This is a genomic window from Amycolatopsis sp. cg13, assembly GCF_041346965.1.
Classification (GTDB): domain Bacteria; phylum Actinomycetota; class Actinomycetes; order Mycobacteriales; family Pseudonocardiaceae; genus Amycolatopsis.
On the sequence record NZ_CP166848.1, the window covers coordinates 2,956,806 to 2,982,566 of the forward strand.

Consider the following 25,761-nt stretch of genomic DNA (forward strand, 5'->3'; position numbering starts at 1 on the left):
CAGCGCAGTCGCCGCTGCCGGAAAACAGTTCGCGAAGCCGGGCCCGGGCTGGTCTCCTCAGGTGATGGCCTCCTCGAACGGACGCGGTCCGCTCCCCCGCGTGCTCGCCGGACCCGGCGGGCGAGCCGCCGACGTGCTCACCGAGCTTCCCGGCGCGGACCTGACGACGCTGCAACTGGAAGTAGCCCGGCGGCGAGCCGCGAAACTGCGCGGACCGGATGTGTTGCGCCGCTACCGCGCGGACCGGTTCACCACGCCCGCGCCACTGCCTTTCGACGCGCTCCGCCGGGTCGAAGACGCCCTGCTTTCCGCTGCCCCGCCGGAATTCGACCGGGTCACGCTCTCCCCGGTGACCCCGCTCGGCACTCACTCCACAGTGGCCGGACTAGCCCAGCACCGCGTCGTCCCGACCGGCCGCGGCACGGAAGTCGCCGCGGACCCGACGAACGGTCTGGCGCTGGAAGCCGCCGTCCGCCGCACCGGTTCCTCGCCAGTACGACTCACCACCGTGCAACGCGTCGTCCGGGCCCAACCTCCGGGCCCTGGACTCTTCGCCCACTTCTCCCTGTTCGCCGCCGTCACCGCCGGTCGCGACCGCGGCAGCCTGGCCTTCGAACGCGAACATCTGGTGGAACACGCCCGATTCCTCACCACCGCGGTACGCGCCGCCGGTGCCCACGCCGCAGGCTTCCAAGTGACCACAATGGACAACCGCTTCGCTGACTTCGCCGCTTCAGTGCAAGACGCATTGCCGGACGTCGAGGTCTCTGACGCCTCAGACCGTGCCATCGGCCGCGATTACTACTTCGGCCTCTGCTTCACCGTCACCGCGGACTTCGGCACCGGCCCAGCCGAAGTAGGCGATGGCGGCTTCACCCCGTGGACCGCACGATTGCTGGGAAACGCGAAGGAACGCTTGCTCGTCTCCGGCATCGGCGTGGACCGAGTCGCGTCGCTGCTCAATGCCCCTTCTTGACGATCCCCTCGTACACCGCCGCCATGTCGTCCTCGCCATGCCCCGCTTCGACCGCACTCTCGAGATGCGCCAACGCGGCCGCCGCCCCGCCGACGTCGATCGCGTGGCCCGCGGCTTCCACCACGAGCCGCGCGTCCTTCGCCGCGAGCGAGGCCGGGAAGCTCGCCGGGTACTCGCCGGACAGCATCATCGGCCCCTTCGCCCGCGCGTAAGGAACGTCGAACCCAGTGCCGCTCATGACGTCGAAGAACAACTGCGGGTCCACCCCGAGCACACGGGCCAGGGCCAGGCTCTCGCCGGTGCCGTTGGTGAGCGCGAGAATCCAAGCGTTCATCACCAGCTTGAGCCGCGTCGCCGTGCCGGGTTCAGTGCCGAGCCAGCGAGTCTTCGAACCGATCGCGTCGAAGACCTCCGCAGCCCCGTCGTGCACGTTGTCCGGCCCAGCCGCGAGCACCTGCAGTTGCCCTTGCTCAGCGGGCCCCTTCGTCCCCATCACCGGACAATCCACGAACGGAACCCCAGCCGCGACGGACGCCTCCGCAAGCCGATCAGCCCACTCGACCCCGACGGTGCTGGTCTGCAACCAAATCGTCCCCGGCTCCAGCGAAAGCCCTCGAAACACCTCCGCGACCGCAGGCCCGTCCGCGAGCATGGTGACCAGAAAGTCGGCGCCCTTCACCGCTTCGCCAGGTGTCTCGACAACCGTGACGCCCTCCGCGGCAAGCGGCTCAGCCTTCGCGAGCGTGCGGTTCCAAGCGCGCACGCTCACCCCAGCGCGAGCAAGATTGGCGGCCATCGGACGGCCCATGATTCCGGTGCCGAGGAATGCGACTGTGGTCATCCGGCCATCGTGCCGCCAGCTACGCGGATCGGCAGGATCAGCGCCTCCGCACTGCCCCCCGTTGACTTGCCACGATCAGCGACCAACACGGCGAACCGGACCAATCCCGCCACCAGCCCGCTCCCCCCTGTCCGTGAGGGCCACCCTCAGGGAATCTGATTCCCTCAGGGTTCCCCTCACGACCCGTCGCAGGCCGTGACGGACCCCTTCACAGAATCAGATTCCCTCAATGAGCCCTTCACAGACCGCCCCGCCCCGCCGCGACGCGCCCCAATGCGGCATTGGGTGCGTCGCATGCACCCAATGCGGCATTCGGTGCGTCACATGCACCCAATGCCACATTGGGGCGCTAGCCCAAGCCCACCGCGAACCGCACCGGTGCACCCAACATTCGAGGCACCCAGCCCCTCCCCCGCACCCCGATACGAAGCCGCCCTGCGGTTCGGGGGTGCTTGTCAAGGCATCTTTCCCGCCTTGACAAGCACCCCCGAACCGTCAGCACACTGAGGCTTCGGGGTGCCCCACGCAACCAAGACGGCAATGTCGCCGCCAGGCGACGAGCCGATCACCCGCTCAACACCGAGCCACGAACCCGCTCAGCAACCAACTCCTCAAACCCAGGAAACTCCCCAGGCACCAAAGCCCGCACAACCCCAGCCCCAACTCCAGCCCCAGCCCCAGCCCCAGCCACACCAGCACGCAAAACCCGAACAGTCACCAGATCCGCCCCACCGTCATGCCAATGCCGAACCCCAGCCGGAACCGTCAACACATCCCCGGCCTCGCACAACACCGCGTGCACCTCACGCCCGGCATGCAGATACCAAACCGCGGCCCCCCGAACGAAAAACCGATCCTCGACAGCGTCCCCAAGACGCTCGACAAGCCCCGGCTCCCCAGCCGGAACATCCACCGAGCAACCCCCGCCGACGCGAGACTCAACCAACCCCCGATACCGAGCCAGCACGTCCCCCTCCGAGCTGCCTTCAACAACGGGGAACCGGGCAAACCCGGCCCCCACCCGCCCCAGCTCAGCGACGATCGCCCCAGTGTCCTCAGTCCGCAAAAGCACATGCCCAGGCTGATCGTCAGGCCACACGGTCAACAGCGTCATCGCCGCTCCCCTCTCCTTGAAGAGAAGCAACCGACGACGCACCCGAATGTTCCCGCCCGCAGCACCACCGGACAGAAAGTGGCACCCCTCACTCAGCGAGCCGCAAGCCTCAGACCTGCCGCTCGCCCCGAATAGTCCGCCGCAGCCGAGGCACCCGCTCCGCCAGCGTCCGCTCCCCGCCCCGCTGTGTGGGCTCGTAATAGTCCCGCCCCACCAGCTCGTCCGGCGGATACTGCTGCGCCAGCACCCCCTCCGGCACGTTGTGCGGATACCGGTACCCCTGCGCATTGCCCAGCTGCTTGGCCCCCGCGTAGTGCCCGTCCCGCAGATGCGGCGGCACAGTCCCGATCGCCCCCTTGCGAACGTCGCTCAACGCGGTGTCGATCGCAGTGACCACAGCATTCGACTTAGGCGCGGTAGCGAGATGGATCGTCGCCTGCGCCAACGCGAGCCGCCCCTCCGGCATCCCGATGAACTGCACCGCGTGCGCCGCCGCGACCGCCGCCTGCAACGCGGTCGGATCCGCCAGCCCGACATCCTCGCTCGCGTGCACCACCAACCGCCGCGCCAGGAACCGCGGGTCCTCCCCCGCCTCGATCATCCGCGCCAGGTAGTGCAACGCCGCGTCGACGTCCGACCCGCGGATCGACTTGATGAACGCACTGATCACGTCGTAGTGCTGATCGCCGTCACGGTCATATCGAACTGCCGCCTTGTCCACAGTGGACTCGACAACGGCCAGATCGATCGTCTTGTTCTCCGTGGCCGACGCCGCATCCGCGGCCGCCTCCAGCGCGGTCAGCGCACGCCGCGCGTCCCCGCCCGCAAGCCGCACGAGGTGCGCCCGGGCTTCGTCAGTGAGCGTGAGTTCGCCGCCGAGCCCACGCTCGTCGGTCAACGCGCGCTCCAGCACGGCGACGATGTCGTCGTCGGTGAGCGGCCGCAGCTGCAGCACCAAGGACCGCGACAACAACGGCGACACCACCGAGAACGACGGGTTTTCCGTGGTCGCAGCCACCAGCAGCACAGTCCGGTCTTCGACCGCGCCGAGCAGCGCGTCCTGCTGGGTCTTGGAGAACCGGTGCACCTCGTCGATGAACAGGACGGTGTTCTCGGTGTTGTACTGCCGGCGCCGCCGAGCCTCCTCGATGACGCCGCGCACCTCCTTGACGCCCGCCGACAGCGCGGACATCGCGACGAACCGGCGCCCGGTAGCGATGGACACCAGGTTCGCCAGCGTGGTCTTGCCGGTGCCGGGCGGGCCGTAGAGCAGCACGGACGCCGGAGCGGCCCCCTCGACCAAGCGGCGCAGCGGAGCCCCTTCCCGCAGCAGGTGCTGCTGACCGACCACCTCGTCGAGCGTGCGCGGCCGCATCCGGACCGCGAGCGGCGACGTCGCCGGGTCGGCCTGCGGTTCGACCGGGTTCGCTCCGGTGGGTTCGGGCGGCGGCCCCGCGTCGGGGTTCACCGTGAAGAGTTCGTCCTGTGCCACGCTGACGACGGTAACCGACCACCCCGACAATCCCGCTCGCCCGGCCCCGCAGCGCCGCCGGAGGGGCAGACTGGGGCGATGGTCTCCTCGGTCGCGGTGTTGTCCGATATCCACGGCGTGCTGCCCGCCCTCGACGCGGTCCTCGCCGAACCCGACGTCCAAGCTGCCGATCTCGTCGTCCTCTGCGGCGACCTGGCCGCAGGCCCACTGCCCCGGCAGACCCTGGACCGGCTGGTTTCGCTAGGCGACCACGCGGTGTGGGTGCGCGGCAACGCGGACCGCGAACTCGTCACGCTCGCGTCCGGCGGCCCCACGAAGATCCCGGACCCGATCGGCCCCTGGGCCGCGACCCAGCTACGGCCGGACCAGGTGGCGCTGCTGGCCGGATTGCCCTTGACGGTCACCCTGGAAATCGACGGCCTCGGCGAAGTGCTGTTCTGCCATGCCACTCCCCGCGACGACGAAGAAGTCGCGCTGGTAGACAGTCCGCTGTCGCGCTGGGCCGAAGTCCTGGACGGCGTCACAGCGGAAACGGTCGTATGCGGCCACACCCACATGCCGTTCCTGCGACTGGCCGACCGCTGCCGGATCGTGAACCCAGGCAGCGTCGGAATGCCTTACGGCACAACAGGTGCACACTGGGCGCGCCTAGGTCCCGGCGTCGAGTTGCGGCGCACCGCATATGACGCGGAGGCCGTGTGCCGCGATCTGGCGGAAACGTCGGAGTATCCCGGAATTCAGGACTGGAACGACTATTTCGTACGGAATCCAGCGTCAGATGCCGAGGCACTGCGAGTATTCAGCCCACGCGCTCGCGGAACGAGCGCCACATGATGACTGCGGCATAAGGCAGAAACTCGCGCCCACGCCGCCACAGCCACGGCACCCCCTTCGCGACGAGCCAGCCAAAGTGCCCGGCAGCACTTGGCTCCACTCCCCCGGAGCAAGTGAGACTCACCGGCTCCGGAATCGCGTAGCCCGCCGCTGCCGCCAGATCCGTGAAGCCCTGGGCGAGCAGACGGTGCCCCAGTTCAGACGGATGCAGGCGGTCAACGCTCCACACCGTGAGGTCGTAGGCACCAGGCAGGGCATCCAGGTCCAGGCAAGCTATGCCTTCAGTTTCCACCACCCGGTCGATCGCCTCGTTCAGTTCCGCTACGCGAGCGCTCAAGGCCCGCTTGAGCGAGGGCGGAAGCCGAAAAACCTTGCTGTGGTCGTGAAAACGCACCGGCAAGACGGTAGTTCCGACCGCGGTGAGCTCACGAACGATCGCAGTGAGGTCCGCCGCGATGTTGTCCGGGTTGAAGTCCGGGCGGAGCGTGTCGTTCATGCCCACGACGACCAGTGCTACGTCCGGCTTGTGAGCAAGCGCAAGGGGAAGTTGTTCGGTGCGTACGCAGGCCATCCTCGCGCCGGTAAAAGACGGATTCAGGTAGCCGGCTTCGTCGATGCCGAGGGCCTGCGCGACCAAGGGCCCCACTCCGCGCCAGCCACCGCGATGGGGAAGCGGATCGCCGAGCCCCACGGCGGTCGAATCGCCGAGGATCGCCAAACGTTCGGCTTGACGGAGGGACGGGGTTCGTTCCGGAACTGGTTCTCGGGCTGCGGCTGGGGTGACTCCGACGCTGATCACGGTCACGACCAAGACCATCCGGTATCGAAACTCACCGCTGGTGATGGGAAGGTAACGCGGTATGGACGGAGGTGGGAACTTCCGGTACCAGGCGAAGACGAGGTCTGATTTAGGGCATTTGAGCCCTCCCTAACAGCAGCCGCTCGCCACCCACCCAACAGCCACCGATGCACCCAACGATCGAGGCACCCAGCCCCTCCCCCGCACCCCGATATAAAGCGTCCCTGCGGTCTGGGGGTGCTTGTCAAGGCATCTTTCCAGCCTTGACAAGCACCCCCAGACCGTCAGCACAATCAAACTTCGGGGTGCCCCACGCAACCACCAAGCGATGTCGCCGCCAGGCGACGAGCCGAACCTCACCGAAACGCAGGATAAAACGCCAAATCAGCATGCGGCCCCAACCGAGCCCCCAACGCAGCAGCAACCCGCGTGGAGTGCTCGGCAACCTCAGTCAACCGCGAATACCCCGCATGCCGAGCCAACTCACGCCACCAAGTAACCAGCGCAGCCTCCCGGCTAACCGGAGTCGCATGCCGACTCAGATCAAGCCGAGGAAGCAAATCCCGAGTAACCTGCCACACCTGCAACATCTCACTGACAGTGAGCTGCCGAGCCAACTCGACGTCATCAGCAAACGACGGCCACACGTCGACGATCTCAGCCCGCCAAGCAGCGATCATCGCCTCGCTCATCCCCGCGGGCAGGGCCATCGCCCGAGGATCGGACACGAACGGCAACCGCAGACACGAAGCGTCTACCAGCGCAGTGCGAACCCGCCCCCGCTCGAAGTCCAAAAACCGAACCCCAGACCCCGTGACCAGGTTGTTCTCCGGAGCAAGCTCAACCGGACTGAACGCCCGAAAAGCAGCCGACCGAGCCTGAGCGACAGCCTCGGCAAGGCGCTCGCGCACCGCCTCGGGAACAGGCACATCGAGCAACTCGGACAACAGCTCTTCAACGTCGTCAACCAGACCCGACAGCCCGTCATTGTCGGTCCGCACCGGCCCGCCCAGCCGCCGCAGCAACGCATTGAAATCCGCTTCACGACTAGCAGTACTAGCGTGCAACCGCCCCAACGACCGAGCCCAAGACAGGAGAGCCCGCTCAGCCGCACGAGAGTCGCGAGCAGCCAGCTTGTCCTGCAAAGTAGGCGCGCGCCCGAGGTCCTCGATCACCAGCACCCGATGCCCGCCGTCGTGAGCCAGCAGCTCAGGACACATCCGCTCGTCCGGAGCCAACGCGGTGAACAGCTGGTAGCTCACAGCCTCCTGAGCGAACGGATCGACCCGACCGGCTTCCGGCGGATCCGGATAATGCTTGACCACCAACGTCCGCGGCAACGCGAACGAGGACGACACGACCCGCGCCCGGACGACTGTCGCCGGTCCGCTCCCGGAGAGGTGCTCCGGCGAAACCAGCGTGATCGCGCTCCCGAACCGGCGCGTGAGCACCGCCTCGCCCGCCGCGACGGCCGCGGCGACGGCGAGTTCCCCGGCTTCCGCCCGGACTCCGGCGTCGCCGGCGGAGGAGGTGTCGACTGTCATTGTCACCGACCCTACTCGTGACTGAGCAACCATGACCACAACGTTCCGGGCGCCGGGACGCGCCCGGATTCACCCACGGGAAAGCGGACGCAGCAATGCCGCGGAACGTTGCTTGCGTCGGCGAACTATCAGCACAATGGCCGCAGCAAGAACGATTCCGAAGAGGTTGACCAGCAGCTGCAGCACCGAAAAACCGGCCCGGTCCCACCGCCCCGCGACGGCCGCGACCATCGCGTAACCGGCCGCCGGAACGGTCGTCACCGAAATGAACACGCCGACCAGCGCGGCCGATTTCGCCGACGTCATCGCGAGCATTCCGGCCGCCCCGGCGAGCAATGCCACCACGAACGACGCGGGCCCGACCTGGTACACGAAATCGACCTGGTGGTTGTTGACGATCGCGTGCGGGTCGAAGAGCCCGGCCGTGCTGCCGAGCAGGACGCCGAGCAGCGTGATCGCCATGGAGACCGGGAATCCGAGCGCCAGCGCGACCCCGGCCCGGCGCACCAGGTCCCAGCGGCCCAGCACCACGCCGACCGCGATCGCGGCGAGCGGGCCGAACTCGGGCCCGACCACCATCGCGCCGACGATCGTGACCGACGAATCGGTGAGCACGCCGACCGCGGCGAGCAGGCACGCGATGGCGAGGAACGCCTGGAACGTGGCGTTCCACCGCGATTCCTCGCCGGTGCGGCCGAGCAGCTCCTGCCACACGACCGCGTCCGCGCCTTCGCCGGGAGCGGCTTCCTCGGCCGCGTCGGCGGCATCGGAAAGCGCCGTGTCCAGCGATTCCATGGTGATGCCGCCGCTGCGGTCGAGACCGAGCGTGCACAGTGCGTCGACGATGTCGTCGGCCGCTTCCCGCGCGATGTCCGCCTCGATGAGGTCGCCCTCGGGCGAGACGGACGCCCCGCGGTGCACGATCAGGTGCGCCGCGCCCGGATGGGTGCGCAGCAGCTCCAGCGTCTCGTCAGTGCGCTCCGGCGGGCAGATCGCCCTGAGGTGCAGCACTAGACCGCCCCGCCCTGCCAGCCGTTCTCGACGGACACGCCGCTACTTCTCCTGTGCGGCAGCCGATTTGTTCTGCGGGACAACCGGTTTCGCGTCGATCCCGGCTTCCTTGCGCTGCTGCGCGGTGATCGGCGCGGGCGCGGCGGTGAGCGGGTCGTAGCCGCCGCCGGTCTTCGGGAACGCGATCACGTCGCGCAGCGAGTCGGCCTTGGCCAGCAGCATGACGATGCGGTCCCAGCCGAACGCGATGCCGCCGTGCGGGGGCGCGCCGAACTGGAACGCTTCGAGCAGGAAGCCGAACTTCTCCTGTGCTTCCTCCTCGCCGAGTCCCATCAGCGCGAACACGCGCTTCTGGACGTCCTCGCGGTGGATACGGATCGAGCCGCCGCCGATCTCGTTGCCGTTGCAGACGAGGTCGTACGCGTAGGCGAGCGCGTTGCCCGGGTCCTGCTCGAACTTGTCGATCCACTCCGGGGTCGGCGAGGTGAACGCGTGGTGCACGGCGGTCCACTTGCCGGAGCCGACCGCGACGTCGTCGCCGATGTCCTCGACCGGCGCGAACAGCGGCGCGTCCACGACCCACACGAACGACCAGGCGTCCTCGTCGATCAGGCCGAGCTTGCGGCCGATCTCGTCGCGCGCGGCGCCGAGCAGCGGCTGCGCGGCGGAAATCTTGCCCGCGGCGAAGAAGATGCAGTCGCCGGGCTTCGCGCCCGCGGCTTCCGCGACGTTCGCGCGCTCGGTCTCGGAAAGGTTCTTGGCGACCGGGCCGCCGAGCGTGCCGTCCTCGTTGACCAGGACGTACGCCAGGCCCTTCGCGCCGCGCTGCTTCGCCCACTCCTGCCAGGCGTCGAGCTGACGGCGCGGCTGCGAAGCCCCGCCCGCCATGACGACCGCGCCCACGTACGGAGCCTGGAACACGCGGAACGGCGTGTCGGCGAAGAAGTCGGTGAGCTCGGTGATCTCGAGGTCGAAGCGCAGGTCCGGCTTGTCGGAGCCGTACTTGGCCATCGACTCGCGGTAGGTGATCCGCGGGATCGGGGTGGCGATCTCGTGGCCGATCAGCTTCCAGAGCGACTTCACGATGGCTTCGCCGACCGCGATGACGTCGTCCTGCTCGACGAAGCTCATCTCGATGTCGAGCTGGGTGAACTCGGGCTGCCGGTCGGCGCGGAAGTCCTCGTCGCGGTAGCAGCGGGCGATCTGGAAATAGCGTTCCATGCCGCCGACCATGAGCAGCTGCTTGAACAGCTGCGGCGACTGCGGGAGCGCGTACCAGGAGCCGGGCTTGAGCCGCGCGGGCACGAGGAAGTCGCGGGCGCCTTCCGGGGTGGAGCGGGTCATCGTCGGCGTCTCGATCTCGACGAAGTCCTGCCCGTGCAGCACCTCGCGCGCGACGCGGCTGACCTCGCTGCGCAGCCGGATCGCGGCCGCCGGGCCGCTGCGGCGCAGGTCGAGGTAGCGGTACTTGAGCCGGACCTCCTCGCCGACGTCGACCCGGTCGTCGATCGGGAACGGCAGCGGAGCGGCCTCGGACAGCACTTCCAGCTCGGTGGCGAGGACCTCGATCTCGCCGGTGGCGATGTCCGGGTTCGCGTTGCCCTCGGGCCGCCGCGACACCTCGCCGACGACCTTCACGCAGAACTCGGAGCGCAGCGCGTGCGCGCGCTCGGCCATCTCGCCCTCGCGGAACACGACCTGCGCGACGCCGCTGGCGTCCCGGAGATCGATGAAGATGACTCCGCCGTGATCGCGCCGCCGCGCCACCCAGCCGGTGAGGGTGACGGTCTGACCGGCCTGCCCGGCACGCAGAGTGCCGGCTTGATGAGTGCGGAGCACTGCGACTGCTCTCCCTAGGTCCACGAGTTCGGGTGCGGCGGCGTTTTCGGTTGTTCGGCCGAGCACGCATTTCGCCGGATACAGAGGCTAACGAACCCGGTGACGGGGGGCGCGGGCAGGTTTGGGTCGGGGTGGCTGGGCGGGCTCGGGCTGGTGGGTGTGGTGGGGCGGAAGTGGCGGGTGGTGCCGAGGGGTGGCTCAGCTGCGCGGCGGGGACAGCGTCCGGTTCAGGCGGCGGACCGGGCAGCCGAAGCGGCTCGGCGAGCGGGACAAGCAGGACTGGAGTGGCGGGCGGGTGCGAGCGGTGACGCGGGCTAGCTCGGGCCGCGGGGCAGGCGCGGCGGCTGGTTCAGGGGCGGCGCGAACGCCCGGAGCTGAGGCCACGGCAGGTTCGGGCAGCGACACGCGCACGCGCGGGCCGCTGGAACGGAGCCAGGTTCGGGCGGCGGTTCGGGCTCTCCGCTTTGGGTTCCACGGCATATCTGCTGGGGAGGTGCGCGGCTCCGCTCGTACCCAAGGATGGGCGCGCCGCGCCGTTCGCCACGATCCGCAGGCGGCAGCCCCCCGGGCCCGACGCCCACGCCAAAGCAGGGTTCGGCACGTCAGCCCGCCTCGCCGCATGGATCGCGGTGCGGTCGCCCGGTCGCCCGCGTCACGGGATTGCCGTCCGGCCCGGGCAGCGGGCAGGCTCGTCGCCCCAAGCAGCGGTCGCCCCAAGCGGCAGTCGCGCGGTCCGGCTTCCGGCTTCCGGCTTCCGGCTTCCGGCTTCCGGCTTCCGGCTTCCGGCTTCCGGCTTCCGGCTTCCGGCTTCCGGCTTCCGGCTTCCGGCTTCCGGCTTCCGGCTTCCGGCTTCCGGCTTCCGGCTTCCGGCTTCCGGCTTCCGGCTTCCGGCTTCCGGCTTCCGGCTTCCGGCTTCCGGCTTCCGGCTTCCGGCGCAGTCTGGACTGCTCGATCAGCCTAGGCTGCGCCGGAAGCCACCAGTCCAGCAAGTCACAAGAGCCGCAACTGTTCAGCCTCCCCCGCTCGTTGTTCCGGTACCGCGGTCCCTGTCTCCTCCGGTGGAGCCGCGTCCGTCCGGGTTTCCGAATGCGCCCGAGGCGCCCGCGGATCCAGCCCGTGCCGTCGCAGCAATGGGCCTACCACCGTGGCCAGGCGTTCTCGGTAGCCGCGGTCGGCGTAGCTTCCTCGGGCATACAGGCGGCGGTATCGCGGGGCCAGCCCGGGGTACTCTCGTTTCAGCCACTCGGCGAACCACTCCCGTGCGCCTGGTCGCAGGTGCAGCGGCAGCACCGTCACTCTGGTCGCCCCAGCCTCGGCTAGTTGGGCGAAAAGCGGGTCTAGCGCCTCGGGGGAATCCGTCAGGTACGGCAGCACTGGCGCGACCATTACTGAGCACGGAAGCCCGGCCGCCGCGGCTTTGCGGATGAGGTCCAGCCGGGCGCGCGGGGTGGGGGTGCCGGGTTCCAGACGACGTTGCAGGTCGCCGTCCAGCAGGGCCAGTGACACTGCCAGGTGGACCGGGACGTCCTTGCTCACCGACTCCAGCAAAGGCAGGTCCCGGCTCAGCATGGTGCCCTTGGTGAGGATCGACAGCGGCGTCCCGGAGTCGGCGAGTGCGCGGATGATCCCGGGCATCAACCGGTAGCGGCCTTCGACGCGTTGGTAAGGATCAGTGTTCGTGCCCATCGCGACCGGTTCCCGTTGCCAGCTCGGGCGTTTCAATTGCGCGGTCAGCACTTCCGGGGCGTTGACCTTGACCACGACCTGCGTATCGAAATCCCGGCCGGCATCGAAGTCCAGGTAGGTGTGGGTGTTCCGCGCGAAGCAGTTGTGCGACACCATCCCGTCGGCGATGAAATCGCTGGTGCCCGTCGTGATGTCGAACAGCGGCAACTCCAGACCCACCGGCGCGACGCTCGTGACCGTGCGCCGGACGCCGCCGATCACGGTGCCGTCCAGGGAGCGTTTCCATTCGACCGCGGGGTCGACCAGGTGCAGGAAGCGCAGCACTTCTCCGGTTCCGCCGGTGAGCCGGGCCTGCCGACGGCCGGGGTGCTGGCGGTGGCCGACGGTGTCGTAGCTGAACGAGAAACGGTCCAGTGCGGCGAACAGCATGTCCACGACTTCGTTCTCGTCGTGCGCGATGGAGAGCGTGCCGCGCCGGTAGCCGCCCGCAAGGTCGAACAGCCCGGCTAGGAATCCGCGCGCCCAGTGGGCGTCCGGCTCTCGCGGGATTCGCATGAAACCCACTGACGAGCCGAAATCGGGCAGGTACGCCAAGGCTCGCGAGGCGGCGTCCGATTCCGCTGCGAAACCGCCTGAGCGCAGCATTCCGCACAGGTACCCGGCGCGGTAGCCGAGCGTGTCGTCCGGCGTGCGGGCGAACCGGCCCGCGCCGACCAGTTCTGTGCCGGGTTCCAGGTGCGGCCGTTGCGCGGTGCCGAGTTTGCTGCCGGTGACGTACTTCCAGCCGCGTGCGCTGAGGAACCGGTGGTCCGGCCCGGCGACGATCCGCGTGCCGTCGTCGAGTGTGACGCGGTACGCCGGGCGCACCGTGGTCCAGTGCGCGAGCACCTCGGTGGGCACGAGCCTGCGCGCGACGCCGTGCCCGCGCGTGCCCATGATCCGGTCGCCCACGCGCAGGTCGGCGATCGGCTTCGAGCGGCCGTCGGCCATCAGGACCGGCGTGTCGCCTTCGAGGCAGTACGTGCACGCGTGCGAACACCCGCGATACGGATTGACCGACCACCGGAACGGCACCGCGGACGACTCGGGCACCCGGTTCAGCACGGACCGGGCGCGCACCTCGTGAAAGGTGACGCCGCCGAACTCCGGCGCCCGCACCGAGCGCACCACGTCCCCGAAGGCACCGAGACCGGGGAGTGCCGGCTCCTCCTTCCCCGCTCGCAACTGTTCCCAACGCACCCCAACAGTCGAACACATGTTCTAAAGCCGTGTCAAACATATGTTCGAACACCCCTCGAACGAGCGACGAACGGCTCAGCCGCCGAAGCGCTCCAAGGCGCGGATCTTGTTCGTCGCGTCGAGGGCCGCCACCTTGTACGCCTCGGACAGCGTCGGGTAGTTGAACACCGCGTCCACCAGGTAATCCACTGTCCCGCCGCAGCCCATCACCGCCTGTCCGATGTGCACGAGATCAGTCGCGCCGGTGCCGAATACGTGCACTCCCAACAACTTCCGGTCCGCCGTCGACACCAGCAGCTTCAACATCCCATAGCTGTCCCCGGAAATCTGCCCGCGCGCCAGCTCCCGATAGCGCGCGATACCGACCTCGTACGGCACCGAAGACGACGTCAGCTGCGCCTCGGTCGCACCCACGTACGAGATCTCCGGGATCGTGTAGATCCCGATCGGCTGCAACGCGCCGATGTCGTTCGCCGGTTCGCCGAACGCGTGGTACGCGGCGAGACGGCCCTGATCCATCGAGGTCGCCGCCAAAGCCGGAAAGCCGATCACATCGCCGACCGCGTACACGTGCTCGACCGACGTGCGGTAGTGCTCGTCGACCTCCAGCCTGCCGCGTTTGTCCGCACTCAGACCCGCGTTCTCCAGCGCCAGCGCGCCGGTCATGCCCTGGCGGCCGGCCGAGTACATCACCGCGTCCGCCGGGATTCGCTTGCCGCTGACCAGCGTCGTCACGGTGGCGTCGTCGGAGACCGCGACGTTCGCGACCTTCTCCCCGAACCGGAACGTGACACCGAGGTCGCGCAGCTGGAACTTCAGCGATTCCACGATCTCCGGGTCGCAGAAGTCGAGCATCTGGTCGCGCTGCTCGACCACCGTCACCCGCGAGCCGAGCGCGGCGAACATCGACGCGTACTCGATCCCGATCACCCCCGCGCCCACCACGACCAGCGACGACGGGATCGTCTCCATCGCCAGGATCTCGTCCGAGTCGAGCACGCGCGCGGCGTCGAAGTCGACGTGGTCCGGGCGCGCGGGACGGGTGCCGGTCGCGATGACGACGTAGTCGCCGGTGATCGTGCGCCGGTCGCCGCGGTGTTTGCCGTCGACCAGGACGGTGTGCGGATCGGCGAACGAGCCGATGCCGCCGATGAGATCGACGTGGTTGCGCAGCAGCTGCGCACGCACCACCTGGACCTCGCGCCCGATGACGTGCTGCGTGCGCGCCATCAGATCCGCGATGGTGATGTCCTGTTTCACCCGGTAGCTCGCGCCGTACAGCTCGCGCTGGTTCATTCCGGTCAGGTACAGCACGGCTTCGCGCAGCGTCTTGGACGGGATGGTGCCCGTGTTGACGCACACGCCGCCGACCATGTCGTGCCGGTCGACGACGGCGACTTTCTTCCCCAGTTTCGCCGCCGCGATGGCGGCTTTCTGCCCTCCCGGGCCCGAGCCGATGACGATGAGGTCGTACTCGTATTCGCTCACGGCCCCGAGCCTGCGCACTCGCGGCAGTCCGCGCAAGTCCTCACGACCGGGTCGGCACCGGCTCGTCAGCAACAATTCGGCTGGTCAGGACCGCAAGGCGCCCCGGCGGCGGTGCAGATCGGCGACCGACCCGAGCGCGGTGTCGAGTTCCTCGCGCAGCAAGGCGGCCTGTTGCGCGGCGACGTCCTCCCCCAGCAACTCGGCGGCCCGCCCCTCCTCCAGCAACGCCAGCGCCTCCCACGGCGACGACGCCAGCTGTCCGCTCAGGGCGCCCGCGTCAGGCGGCGACAGCTGTTCGGCCAGGCCAGCGGTGCCAGCGGCGATCAGCGCGGCGACGACGAGGTGCGGCTGAGCATCGGCCCCCGCGAAGCGGAACTCCAGCCGCGGCGCGGACGACGTCCCGCACAGCCGGATCGACGCGGTCCGGTCATCCGGCCCCCAGCGCAGTTCGCGCGGCGAGAACGGGGCGGTCCGGAGCCGGACGTAGCTGTTCCACGTCGGAGCCCAGACCGCGGACAACGCCCGCGCGTCCCGCAGCACTCCGGCGAGAAAAGCCGCCAGCGCGAACGGAAACCCGACTGGTCCGTCTGATGTGGACAGTGACAGGTGGACGTGACAGGAATTCCCCTGACCGGGCTCCGGCGCGGCGAGATAGTCGGTTTGCGCATCATGCTCAGCGGCTACCCGCCGGGTCACCATCTGCAGCAGCAACGCGTCATCGCAGGCCGCGAGCGCGTCGCGATGCCGCAGGACGACCTCGTACTGGCCCGGATGGCACTCCGCCCGCGCCGATTCCACGCCCAGACCGGCCGTGGCGGAGCGCAGATCAGCGAGCAGCGGCGCGAGGCGTTCGGTGCCGCCGACGGCGTAGTCCACGCCATGCCCGGTGAGCGGATCTCCTTCCAGGTTCCGGAAAACCACCTCGTGCTCGATCCCGATCGACGGAACCAGCCCGTGCTCTTCCAACCGCGCAAGCTGCCTGCGCAACACCGTCCGCGGCGCGAGCCCGGCCGGTTCGCCGGACGGGAACTCCGCGTCCCCGACCACCGCCCACGTCCGGTCGCCGAGCGGAAGCGCCGTCGCCGCGTCGAGCCGCACGCGCAGGTCGCCGAACCCGCCGAGATACGGCTTCAGCGGGCCGATCTCCGGCAACGGCTCCCGCTCCGGTGTCCAAGCGAAGACGTAGCTGCACACGCCGTATCCGCTGTCCAGCACCTCGGCGGCGAACGGCGCGGCCAGCTCGACCGCCGCGAACCGCGCGTGCGGATCGGGCACCAACAGCACCAGCCGAGCGCCGTCCTCGGCAAGCACTCGACGCAACACTTCCGCCGCCTCCGAGCCCGCTTCGGCGCGCACTGCCAGCGAACGAGGCCCGACCGGACGGTCGAACGGGCTCACCAGGCACCGTCCGGATCGGGCGCGCGCAACGGGTTCGGCACACGACCCCAGCGGACGTCGAACTCGTCGTCGCGCTCGACCTTGTCGAACCCCTGTCCGGCGAGGTGTTCGCGGTTGAGCGTGACGCGCTCGACGTCCGGCGCGAACAGCCGACAAGCGTCGAATCGCTCGGCCACCTCGGGGTTTTCGTCGCGATAGCGGCCGACTACCTCCCGCACCAACGCCCAGAAGTCGCCGCGCGCCAGGTCGAGATCGTCCAGCAGCAGCTCCGCCCAGAACCGCAGCTGGCCGGAGAAAACCGAGCTGAACAGCGACTGGGCGAGCAGATGCGCGGGCCAGCGCAGCATGTCGGCATCGGCGTCCGGCGGAAGGTCCGCGTAGCAGGGAAGTTCCTCGTCCAGCAGGTCGACGCCCTGCGCGAAGTCCTTGATCGCGACGCGCAACGGGTGGCCAACCGCGTCCACCACCAGCACGAGATTCTGGCCGTGCGGGCAGAATCCGACTCCGTACTGGAGCAGCCAGTGCAGCAACGGCGTGAGCAGCAGGTCGAACAGCCGTGACAACCACGCCTCCGCACCGTCGCCGGACTGCGTGATCAGCCTGGTCAGGACGGTTTCCCCGGCGGCATCGCGGTACGGCAAGGCCGCGAACGAGATCGCCTGCTCCCCCTCGCCGAGCCGGGCGACGAGGGGCTCCCGCCACAGCGCACCGAGCGTCTCGTGGAACCGGTACGGCAGCTCCTCCAGCGACCCGAACAGCGGATGCCGCACCGAAACGCTCGCCACCTCGCCGAGCAGCTCGAAGCGGTATTTCTCGGACAGCAGCGGATCGGCCGCGTCGATCCCGCGCAGCCATTCGGTGACCGACGGCCCGGCGAGCGTCGCCGCGGAGTTCAGGCCGCGGTAGACGAGCGTATTCCTTACGGAGACCGCGGTTTTCACGTCACGCCGATCGGGCCGCGAGCTATTGGCAAGGGTCCGTACAGTCTGATGTGGACGGTAGACGTCGCTGCTCTCCCCCAGCTCGGCCATCCGGCCGGTCGCCAGCTCGGCGGCGTAAAGCGTGCCGATGATTTCGTCGGCCTGCCAAGGATGCACCGGCACCCAGACGTAATCGGCGAGAGCGCCGAGACGCGCCGTGCGAGCAGTGAATTCGGCGCGGGTCGACTCGTTCAACTCCTCGCGCAGCAAGGTTTCCGCGTCGAGCCCGGCGACGCTGCGGAACTGCGCGAGATCGCGATGCACGGCGTACCACCGCAGCCGGATGTCGGCACCGGATTCAGGCGCGTAACGGGCGCGGTCGCGGGCGGAAAACCCGACGCGGCCCTTGTTCAGCACCAGCCGGGGGTGGCCGGTGAGGTGGCCGTCGGCGAGGTTGTAGTCCATCGTGGACAGCGCGGCGGCGGTCGGTGCGCGGAGCAGCCGGGTGGCCTCGTTGGCGACCGTCGAGGTCAGCTCGGCGAGGACGTCGGCGAGCCGGAGGCCGGTGAGCCCGAGCCGTTCGCGCGCGTCGACGATCAGCGTGCGCGGGTCGTCCGCCGGAGCTTCCGCACCGCGAGCGACCCGGATTGCACTGCCGGGCAGCACGGTCCACGATTCGAACGCGCCTCGGCGTGCTTCGAAGCGGTACGACACGTCGTCGGGAAGATCGAGCTGCCAGCTGCGATGTCCGGCCCGCGTCGGTTCGCCGGGTTGCGGCACCAGCATCGCTTCGTAAGACAGCTCGCCGAGCATTTTGTGCGTGACGAGCGAGCCCGCGGCCCGCCAAGCGGCGTCGTCGGTCAGGGTCACTGGTCCTCCGTCTGGTCGAGGCCGAACGTGGTGAACGCCGTCCGCTCGGGCAGGTCGTACACCGGTTTTCCGCATACCGCATTGAGAATCGCCGCTGCCCGCCACGCGCCGAGCCCGAGATCCGGCGCGCCGGGGCCGTGCGTGTGCCGTTCCGCGTTCTGCACGAACAACGGCCCCGGCACGTCGAGTTCGACGCGATAGTCGGCACCGATCACGAGCCGCCTCTGCGCGTCGCGGCGAACCGCTTCGCCGAGCCCCTGCAGCAACGGCCCGGTCGGCGTTTCCGCGTAGCCGGTGGCAGCTACCACCGCGGACGTCCGATGCACCGCGGTCGTTCCTTGCTGGGCATGCCGCAGCCCCAGTTCGATCCCGTCGCCGACGGTCGCGGACACCACCTCGACGCCCGGCGTCAGCACCGCGCCCGGCCAGCCGCCGCCGATGCTCCGCCGGTACAGCTCGTCGTGGATCTCCGCCATCGTCTCGGCGTCGATCCCTTGGTACAGCTGCCATTGCGTCGGAAGAAGCTGGTCGCGGACCGCTTCGGGCAGGCCGTGGAAGTACGCCGTGTAGTCCGGGGTGAACTGCTCCAGGCCGAGCTTGGAGTATTCCATCGGCGCGAAGGCCGTCGTGCGCGCAAGCCAGCGCAGACCGTCCATAGTGGACCGCGAACGCAGCAGGTCGAGAAACACCTCCGCTCCTGATTGTCCCGAACCGACGACCGTCACCGAATCCGCGGCGACCAGCTCAGACCGGCACGCGAGGTAGTCAGCGGAATGCAGGGCGAGCACGTCCGACGCGGACACCAAGGGCTGCAACGGTTCCGGCACGCTCGGCTGCGTGCCGACACCGAGCACGACAGCCGCCGCCAACACCGGATCTGAACCAGAGACGGTCAGCTCGAACGCGTCTTCGCGGTCGATCCAGCGCAGCCCGGTGACCTCGTGCCCGAACCGGCACGACGGCAGCCGGGACGCCGCCCAGCGTCCGTAATCGTCGTACTCGGCGCGCGGCAGATGGAACCGCTCGGCGAAATAGAACGGCAGCAACCGGCCGCGTTCCCGCAGGTAGTTGAGGAACGAGTGGCGGCTGGTCGGGTCGACGAGCGTCACCAGGTCGGCAAGGAACGGGACCTGCAGCGTCGCGCCGTCCAAGAGTAGCCCGGGGTGCCAGCGGAACTCGGGGCGCGCGTCGAACAGCACGACCTCCAACTGGTCGAGCGGATCCGCCAGCGCGGCCAGCGACAGGTTGAACGGCCCGATTCCGACCCCGGCGATGTCATAGCGCCTCACGAGGCGACCGGGCTTTCCCGCGAGACAGTCGCACGCAGGTCGGCCGCGACGGTGGCCACCGCGTCGAGCAGCGGCCGGTAGTCGGCGGGCGTGGTGTGCGGGTGCAGGAGGGTGAGCTTGAGCCACAGCTGCGAAGTACCGTCCGGACCAGTCGGCAGCGCGCCACGGCCGATCACCGCGGTGCCGTCTTCCAGCAACGTCCGGCGCACCTGCGCGACCAGGTCGTCCCCGGCCAGCTCGTCCGCCACCACCGGCCGGAAGACCACTGTGGACAGTTCAGGCGCACCCCACGACCGCAACGCCGGATGGTCCTCGACCATCGCGTGCACGCCGGAAGCGTTGGCACAGCAGCGTTCCACCAGCGCACCGATCCCGGACGTGCCGAGCGCGCGCAGCGTGACCGCCATCCGGAACGCGTCCGGACGCCGAGACGTCCGCAGCGAACGGCCGAGCAAATCGGGCAGTCCAGCTTCAGTGTCGTCATCGGCGTTGAGGTACTCGGCGCGGACGGTAAGTGCCTGCAGATCAGCCTCCCCGCGCGCGCAGAACACCCCAGCCGCGACCGGCTGCCAGCCGAATTTGTGCAGGTCAAGCGCGACCGAATCGGCAAGCTCCAGACCTGCGACGCGAGAACGGAGAGCCTCGCTGCAGAGCGCGAGACCACCGTACGCCGCATCGACGTGCAGCCGCGCTCCGGTCCGGCGGCAGATCTCGGCGATCTCCGGCAACGGGTCGATCCGTCCGGTGTTGGTGGTGCCCGCGGTCGCGACCACCACGGCCTGCGCGCCAAGCGGTGCCAACGCCTCGGCCAGCGCGGACGGGACCATCCGGTCGTCCACGCACGGCACCACGACCGGTGCGGGCAGCCCGAGCAGCCACGCCGCGCGAGCGACGCTGTGGTGCGAATTAGCGCCGCAAACCGGTCGTGTGACACCGGATTCGCGAGCGAGCAGGAGGCCGAGGAGGTTGGATTCGGTGCCGCCGGAGGTGACGACGGCGTCCGGGCGGGCGGCGTCCGGGTAGCAGAGCCGGGCGAGGCCGGTGGTGAACTCGCGCTCGATCTCGCTCGCGACCGGGGCCTGGTCCCAGGAGTCCATGGACGGGTTCAGCGCGGAGGCGACGACGTCAGCGGCGACGGAAACCGCCAGCGGCGGGCAGTGCAGATGCGCGGCGCACGCCGGATCGGCAGGATCGGCGGATCCAGCGGCAAGCAGCGCGGACAGCTCTTCCAAGGCTTGCTCCGCGCCCACTCCGTCCCGCGCGAGCCCGGAGGACTGGCCACGAGCGAGCGAGGCCGCGACCGCGGCTGGACCACCGGCCGGAACCGGCCCGCCGCGTTCCGCCGTACCCGCCGCCATCCCGCGCAATGCCGCAGGAAGCAGCTGGCCCAACCGGTCCGCGCCGCCGACCCCTCCGGCGAGCCACTCCGCCGAAGCGACACCGGACTTGGAGGCCGCCGGCACTGAGGGCGCATCCGCCATGGAACCGCCTTTCTTAGGGTAACCTTGCCTTACCCTGCGCAACAATACGGATACCCACCGAGAGCCCGCGACCGGGGCCGCACCCGTGCCCCAGCATGCTTGGGCAAACCGCCCCCACGCGTCCGCCATACGGGGACCCCGCTACCCCCGACCGCCTCCGCCCACCAAGACCCGCCCGCCCCCATCACCACACAAAAAACGGCCGGTGCCCCCACCAAGGAAGCACCGGCCGTTTCGCGAAAATCAGCACGCCGGCCCAACACCCGCTCGAAACCGTCTCGCCACGAGCGAGCCGACAACCCCGAGACAACGAGCCAGTCCGTGATCACTCCGCCCACGCCCAGCTAACTGGACCACAACGCGGGATCGCGTCGGCGTGTCGAGGAGCAGCGTGCACGGCCCCCCGGGCCGGGCGCGCTGCTCCTCGACACGCCGACTTAAAGGCGATCCCGCACGCGACGGCGGAGCCGGCGCCATCAAACACAGCTCCCGCACACAACTACGAAGCCAGACCAGCCAATTCCCTATGAATCCACTCAACCTGCGTCCGCATCAAGTTCTCCGCAACCTCCTCAGCCTGCGGTGTCATGTGCGTCGCGCCCGCGAGCGGCAGGAATCCGTGCGCACGGCCCTTCGCCAGCAACGCCGACGAAAGCCGAAGCGCATGCGCCGGAAAGACATTGTCGTCAGCCAACCCGTGCACGATCAGCAGCGCCCGCTCGAGCGAACCGGCGCTCGCGATGAGCGAGTTGTGCTCGTAGCTTTCCGGTTCCTCGTCGGGCTTTCCGAGGTAGCGCTCGGTGTAGTGGGTGTCGTACAGCGACCAGTCGGTGACCGGCGCGCCCGCGACTGCCGCGTGGAACACGTCCGGTCGCCGCAGCACGGCGAGCGCGGAGAGGTAGCCGCCGTAGGACCAGCCGCGGATCGCGACCCGTTCCAAATCCAACTCGGGGTGCGCCTCGGCGGCCGCGTGCAGGGCGTCGACCTGGTCGGCGAGCGTGACGTCGGCGAGCGTGCCGGCGATCTCCTTCTCCCACGCCGGTCCGCGGCCGGGCGACCCGCGACCGTCCACGACCAGCACGGCGAAGCCTTGGTCGGCGAGCCACTGCGGAGTCAGGAAAGCGTTGCGGCTCTGGAGAACCCGCTGCGCGTGCGGGCCGCCGTACGGGTCGAGCAGCACCGGCAGCTTGCCCTCGTCAGGCTCGTATCCGCGCGGCAGCACCAAAGCCCCGCGCAGCCGGCGTTCGCCGAGGGTGAGCCAGGTCAGGTTCGGCACGACTTCCGGGTCCACAGTGGACGATTCGATCGAACCCACCTCGATGCCGTCCCGCAGCACGGTCACCTTCGGCCCGCTGTGGTCGAGGCTCCACGAGGAAAGCACGGTGAGCGCCGCGCTGCCCGCACCGACGTGCACACCGTCCGTTGTGGACAGTCGCCCCACCGTGTCGCCTTCGGTGCGGTACAGGTGGATCTGCGTCGGGTCGGCTTCCGAAGCGGTGAAAAGGATTTCGTCGCCGACGTGCAGCACCATCCGCAGCTGCATTCCTGGCGGCGTGACGGGCTTGCCGTCCACGAGGAGCCGGTGATCGCCGTCAGCCGCGCTTTCCACCACCAGCTTGCCGTCCGCGGTCCACGCGGGCACGCCCTGGAAGATCTCGACCCAGTTCTCGTCGGTCTCGGTGTGCACCTCGGCCACCGAGCCGTCGGCCGGATCCAGCGCGAGCACGGTGAGCTTCTTCTGATCCCTCGGCTGCACGGCCAGCAGCGGCTTGCCGCCCGCCGACCAGTGCACGGTGACGAGGTACTCCCAATCGCCTTGCGCCACGTCGACGCGGTTGCCGTCGAGATCCAGCACGGCCAGCGACACCTCGGCGTTCGGCGAGCCAGCCGACGGATACGCCACGACGTTCGCCGGCTGCTGCGGGTTCGCCGGGTCGCCGATCGTCCAGCGCGGCACCGGCCCGCGGTCCGCGCGCTCCACGATCACGCTGCGTCCGTCCGGAGCCCACCAGTAGCCGCGCGTGCGGTCCATCTCCTCGCCCGCGATGAACTCCGCGAGACCCCAGGTGACGTCCTCGTTGTCCTCGCCGACGAGCACGCGGTCCTCGCCGGTGGCCAGCTCGATGACGCGCAGCCGACGCTCGCGCACGTAAGCGACGTGCGTGCCGGTCGGGTTCGGCCGCGGGTCGATCACGGACCCGTCGACCAGGATGCGCGTCTCGCCGCTCGCGAGGTCGAGCGTGTAGAGCTTCCCCGAGAGCGTGAAGGTGACGACGGTGAACGCGTCGTCGACGCCGAAGGCCACCACGCCGCCGCCGGTCTCGCGGGCCCGCTCGCGGCGCGCCCGCTCCTCCGGCGGCAGGTCCTCGTCGCCGGACACCAGCTCGGCGGCGTCGATCAGCTTCGTCTCCTCGCCGGTCGCGAGGTCGAACGACCACAGGCTGTGCCGCGGATCGGTGCCGGTGGCGCTGCGCAGGAACAGCACCCGCGAACCGTCCGGGGCGACCCGGAACTGCTTGGGCGCGCCGAGGGTGAACCGCTGAGTGCGGGCCTGCTGGCGGAGGAACGGTACGTCGTCGAGAGCGAGATCGGTCACGATCAGCACTCTTTCAGATCATCAGCCGGGCACGCCAACACCCTGCAGCGCGGCCCGCTGCTCTTCGACGTCGTAGGTCGGCTCCGGGAACTGCGGGTCCATCTCGGTCAGCGTCTCGACCAGCAGCTCGGCGACCGCCCAGTTCCGGTACCACTTGCGGTCCGCGGGCACGACGTACCAGGGAGCGTGCTCGGTCGACGTGCGCTTCAACACGTCGGCGTACGCCTTCTGGTAGGCGGGCCACTGTCGGCGCGCCTCGATGTCCGACGGGTCGAACTTCCACCGCTTCTCCGGACGGTCCAGCCGCGCGGTGAGCCTGCGGAGCTGTTCTTCCGGCGAGATGTGCAGGAAGACCTTCACCACGGCAGTGCCGCTGTCGGTCAGCTCCTTCTCGAATACGTTGATTTGCTGGTAGCGCTGCCGTCGCTCGGCGGCAGGGAGCTGACCGAGTACTCGCGGCACCAGAATGTCCTCGTAGTGCGACCGGTCGAACACGCCGAGGTGACCCGGTGTCGGGAGCTTCTTGCGGATGCGCCACAGGAAATCGTGCTTGCGCTCGGCGGCCGTCGGCTTCTTGAACCCGGCGTAGTGCACGCCCATCGGGTTCACCAGGCCGAGCACGTGGCCGACGGTGCCGCCCTTGCCGGAGGTGTCCATGCCCTGCAACACCAACAGCACGCTGCGCGAGCCGCCGCCGATGCCCTCCGCGTACAGCGCTTCCTGCAACCCGGCGAGCTGTTCCCCCGCGGACTCGAGTTTCTTGCCGCCCTTCGCCTTCTTCTCCGGCCCCACGGGCGACGAAGCCGGGTCCGGCAGCTCGTCGCCCGCCCGGAGCGCGTCGCGGACCCGGTTTCCGTTCTGCTGCTTCTTCGCCATCTCGGGACGATAACCGCACCGGCGGCCGAACCCGGGGACTTCTCCGCCGGTGCGGGCGGGTGTCATCCGGTCGAGCGAGCCGCGCAGCGAATCGCCGGTCAGCCCCCTCGATTGCGCAACGAACGACGGGGGAAAGCAACGTTTCCCGGCTGAACTCCCCGCGAACGGCCTCTAGCCTGAACGCATGACAGCGTCCGTCCAGCCTGCCGGCACCGCGCGTCCCACCTCCTCCGACGGCTTCATCGCGCTCGACGAGCAATGGAGCACGCACAACTACCATCCGCTGCCGGTCGTGATCGCCGAAGCCGAGGGCGCTTCGGTGACCGACGTGGCCGGCAAGTCCTATCTGGACTTCCTGGCCGGCTACTCCGCGCTCAACTTCGGCCACCGCAACCCCGAGCTGATCGCCGCCGCGACCGAGCAGCTGGGCCGCGTCACGCTCACCTCCCGCGCGTTCCACCACGACCAGCTGGGCCTGTTCTGCCGCGAGCTGGCCGAGCTGACCGGCACTGAAATGGTGCTGCCGATGAACTCCGGGGCCGAGGCCGTGGAGTCCGCGGTGAAGGTCGCCCGCAAGTGGGCCTACCAGGTCAAGGGCGTTCCGGCGGGCACGGCGGAAATCGTGGTCGCGGCGTCGAACTTCCACGGCCGCACCACCACCATCGTCTCGTTCTCCGACGACGAAACCGCGCGCGCCGACTACGGGCCTTTCACGCCGGGCTTCATCCAGGTGCCTTACGGCGACGCTGAAGCGTTGAAGGCGGCCATCACGCCGCGTACGGCGGCAGTGCTGATGGAGCCGATCCAGGGCGAGGCAGGCGTCGTCGTACCGCCTGAAGGGTTCTTCGCCGCAGTGCGACGGCTGTGCGACGAGAACAACGTGCTGATGATCGCCGACGAGATCCAGTCCGGTCTCGCACGCACCGGCACCGTGCTGGCGTTGGAGCACGAAGGTGTCCGCGCGGACCTGTACACGCTGGGCAAGGCCCTCGGCGGCGGCATCGTCCCGGTGTCCGCAGTGGTCGGCAGCCGCGACGTGCTGGGCGTGCTGAAGCCGGGCGAGCACGGCTCGACCTTCGGCGGCAACCCGCTGGCTTGCGCCGTCGGCCGCGCCGTGGTGCGGATGCTGCAGACCGGCGAGTACCAGAAGCGGTCCACCGAACTCGGTGCGCACCTGCACGAGCGGCTGGCGAAGCTGGTCGGCGACGGCGTTTCGGAGGTGCGCGGACGCGGTCTGTGGGCAGGCGTCGACATCGCGCCGGGCGGACCGACCGGGCGCGCGGCGTCCGAGGCGTTGGCCGGGTTGGGCGTGCTGTGCAAGGAAACGCACGACCGCACGCTGCGCGTCGCGCCGCCGCTGGTGATCACCGAGGCCGAATTGGACCGCGGGATCGACGCGATCGCTCAGGTCGTGCGCGGCTGACTCGGGCGGCTGGCTTGCTCGGTGACCGCCGTTTTCCGGGCGGCG

Annotated in this window: 18 protein-coding genes; 3 read left to right on the forward strand and 15 right to left on the reverse strand. The window is 69.3% G+C overall.

The features are described from left to right. The first annotated feature begins 64 nt into the window (after positions 1-64). A complete protein-coding gene (locus tag AB5I40_RS13320; protein WP_370938800.1) occupies positions 65-976 on the forward strand; it encodes a hypothetical protein in 912 nt (303 codons plus the stop codon). Here AB5I40_RS13320 and AB5I40_RS13325 read toward each other — a convergent pair. From AB5I40_RS13325 to AB5I40_RS13335, 3 genes are all read right to left on the reverse strand, one after another. After that, positions 960-1,817: an NAD(P)-dependent oxidoreductase gene (locus AB5I40_RS13325; protein WP_370938801.1), complete on the reverse strand. Its 858-nt coding sequence runs from the start codon at positions 1,815-1,817 to the stop codon at positions 960-962. The genes AB5I40_RS13320 and AB5I40_RS13325 overlap by 17 nt on opposite strands. A 565-nt stretch (positions 1,818-2,382) precedes the next feature. Then, on the reverse strand, positions 2,383-2,931 hold the full coding sequence (locus AB5I40_RS13330; protein ID WP_370938802.1) for a cupin: 549 nt from the start codon (positions 2,929-2,931) through the stop codon (positions 2,383-2,385). 109 nt (positions 2,932-3,040) lie between these two features. After that, the gene (locus AB5I40_RS13335; protein WP_370938803.1) at positions 3,041-4,423 is read right to left on the reverse strand and encodes a replication-associated recombination protein A; all 1,383 of its coding nucleotides are present in this window, start codon (positions 4,421-4,423) and stop codon (positions 3,041-3,043) included. Positions 4,424-4,501: 78 nt separating this feature from the next. Here AB5I40_RS13335 and AB5I40_RS13340 point away from each other — a divergent pair, with 78 nt between their 5' ends. Next, positions 4,502-5,257: a metallophosphoesterase gene (locus AB5I40_RS13340; protein WP_370938804.1), complete on the forward strand. Its 756-nt coding sequence runs from the start codon at positions 4,502-4,504 to the stop codon at positions 5,255-5,257. On the opposite strand, the gene AB5I40_RS13345 is transcribed toward AB5I40_RS13340, so the two are convergent. From AB5I40_RS13345 to AB5I40_RS13400, 12 genes are all read right to left on the reverse strand, one after another. Further along, positions 5,223-6,074, reverse strand: a complete 852-nt coding sequence (locus tag AB5I40_RS13345) for an SGNH/GDSL hydrolase family protein (protein WP_370938805.1) — start codon at positions 6,072-6,074, stop codon at positions 5,223-5,225. The genes AB5I40_RS13340 and AB5I40_RS13345 overlap by 35 nt on opposite strands. A gap of 338 nt (positions 6,075-6,412) precedes the next feature. Further along, positions 6,413-7,600 carry a phosphotransferase gene (locus tag AB5I40_RS13350; protein WP_370938806.1) on the reverse strand — a complete coding sequence of 396 codons (1,188 nt, stop codon included), beginning with the start codon at positions 7,598-7,600 and terminating at the stop codon, positions 6,413-6,415. Positions 7,601-7,669: 69 nt separating this feature from the next. Further along, complete coding sequence (locus AB5I40_RS13355) at positions 7,670-8,611, reverse strand: DUF389 domain-containing protein (RefSeq protein ID WP_370938807.1); 942 nt, start codon at positions 8,609-8,611, stop codon at positions 7,670-7,672. Between the two features lie 42 nt (positions 8,612-8,653). Continuing rightward, positions 8,654-10,450 carry an aspartate--tRNA ligase gene (aspS, locus tag AB5I40_RS13360; protein ID WP_370938808.1) on the reverse strand — a complete coding sequence of 599 codons (1,797 nt, stop codon included), beginning with the start codon at positions 10,448-10,450 and terminating at the stop codon, positions 8,654-8,656. 990 nt (positions 10,451-11,440) lie between these two features. Next, positions 11,441-13,375: an intein-containing Rv2578c family radical SAM protein gene (locus AB5I40_RS13365; protein ID WP_370938809.1), complete on the reverse strand. Its 1,935-nt coding sequence runs from the start codon at positions 13,373-13,375 to the stop codon at positions 11,441-11,443. Positions 13,376-13,450: 75 nt separating this feature from the next. Beyond that, complete coding sequence (gene sthA, locus AB5I40_RS13370) at positions 13,451-14,863, reverse strand: Si-specific NAD(P)(+) transhydrogenase (RefSeq protein ID WP_370938810.1); 1,413 nt, start codon at positions 14,861-14,863, stop codon at positions 13,451-13,453. An 84-nt stretch (positions 14,864-14,947) separates the two neighbouring features. Then, positions 14,948-16,261, reverse strand: a complete 1,314-nt coding sequence (locus AB5I40_RS13375; protein WP_370938812.1) for a glutamine synthetase — start codon at positions 16,259-16,261, stop codon at positions 14,948-14,950. Next, complete coding sequence (locus AB5I40_RS13380) at positions 16,258-18,051, reverse strand: IucA/IucC family siderophore biosynthesis protein (protein WP_370938813.1); 1,794 nt, start codon at positions 18,049-18,051, stop codon at positions 16,258-16,260. Before AB5I40_RS13380 ends, AB5I40_RS13375 begins: the two co-directional genes overlap by 4 nt. After that, a complete protein-coding gene (locus tag AB5I40_RS13385; RefSeq protein ID WP_370938814.1) occupies positions 18,048-19,340 on the reverse strand; it encodes a lysine N(6)-hydroxylase/L-ornithine N(5)-oxygenase family protein in 1,293 nt (430 codons plus the stop codon). The genes AB5I40_RS13380 and AB5I40_RS13385 overlap by 4 nt, the downstream gene beginning before the upstream one ends. Beyond that, positions 19,337-20,821 (reverse strand): aspartate aminotransferase family protein, encoded by a 1,485-nt coding sequence (locus AB5I40_RS13390; protein ID WP_370938815.1) that lies wholly within the window; start codon positions 20,819-20,821, stop codon positions 19,337-19,339. The genes AB5I40_RS13385 and AB5I40_RS13390 overlap by 4 nt, the downstream gene beginning before the upstream one ends. Positions 20,822-21,320: 499 nt before the next feature. Continuing rightward, positions 21,321-23,417 carry a prolyl oligopeptidase family serine peptidase gene (locus AB5I40_RS13395; protein ID WP_370938816.1) on the reverse strand — a complete coding sequence of 699 codons (2,097 nt, stop codon included), beginning with the start codon at positions 23,415-23,417 and terminating at the stop codon, positions 21,321-21,323. Between the two features lie 21 nt (positions 23,418-23,438). After that, positions 23,439-24,293 (reverse strand): PPK2 family polyphosphate kinase, encoded by an 855-nt coding sequence (locus AB5I40_RS13400; protein ID WP_370938817.1) that lies wholly within the window; start codon positions 24,291-24,293, stop codon positions 23,439-23,441. A 184-nt stretch (positions 24,294-24,477) separates the two neighbouring features. Here AB5I40_RS13400 and rocD point away from each other — a divergent pair, with 184 nt between their 5' ends. Further along, positions 24,478-25,716: an ornithine--oxo-acid transaminase gene (gene rocD, locus AB5I40_RS13405; protein ID WP_370938818.1), complete on the forward strand. Its 1,239-nt coding sequence runs from the start codon at positions 24,478-24,480 to the stop codon at positions 25,714-25,716. The last annotated feature ends 45 nt before the right edge of the window (positions 25,717-25,761 follow it).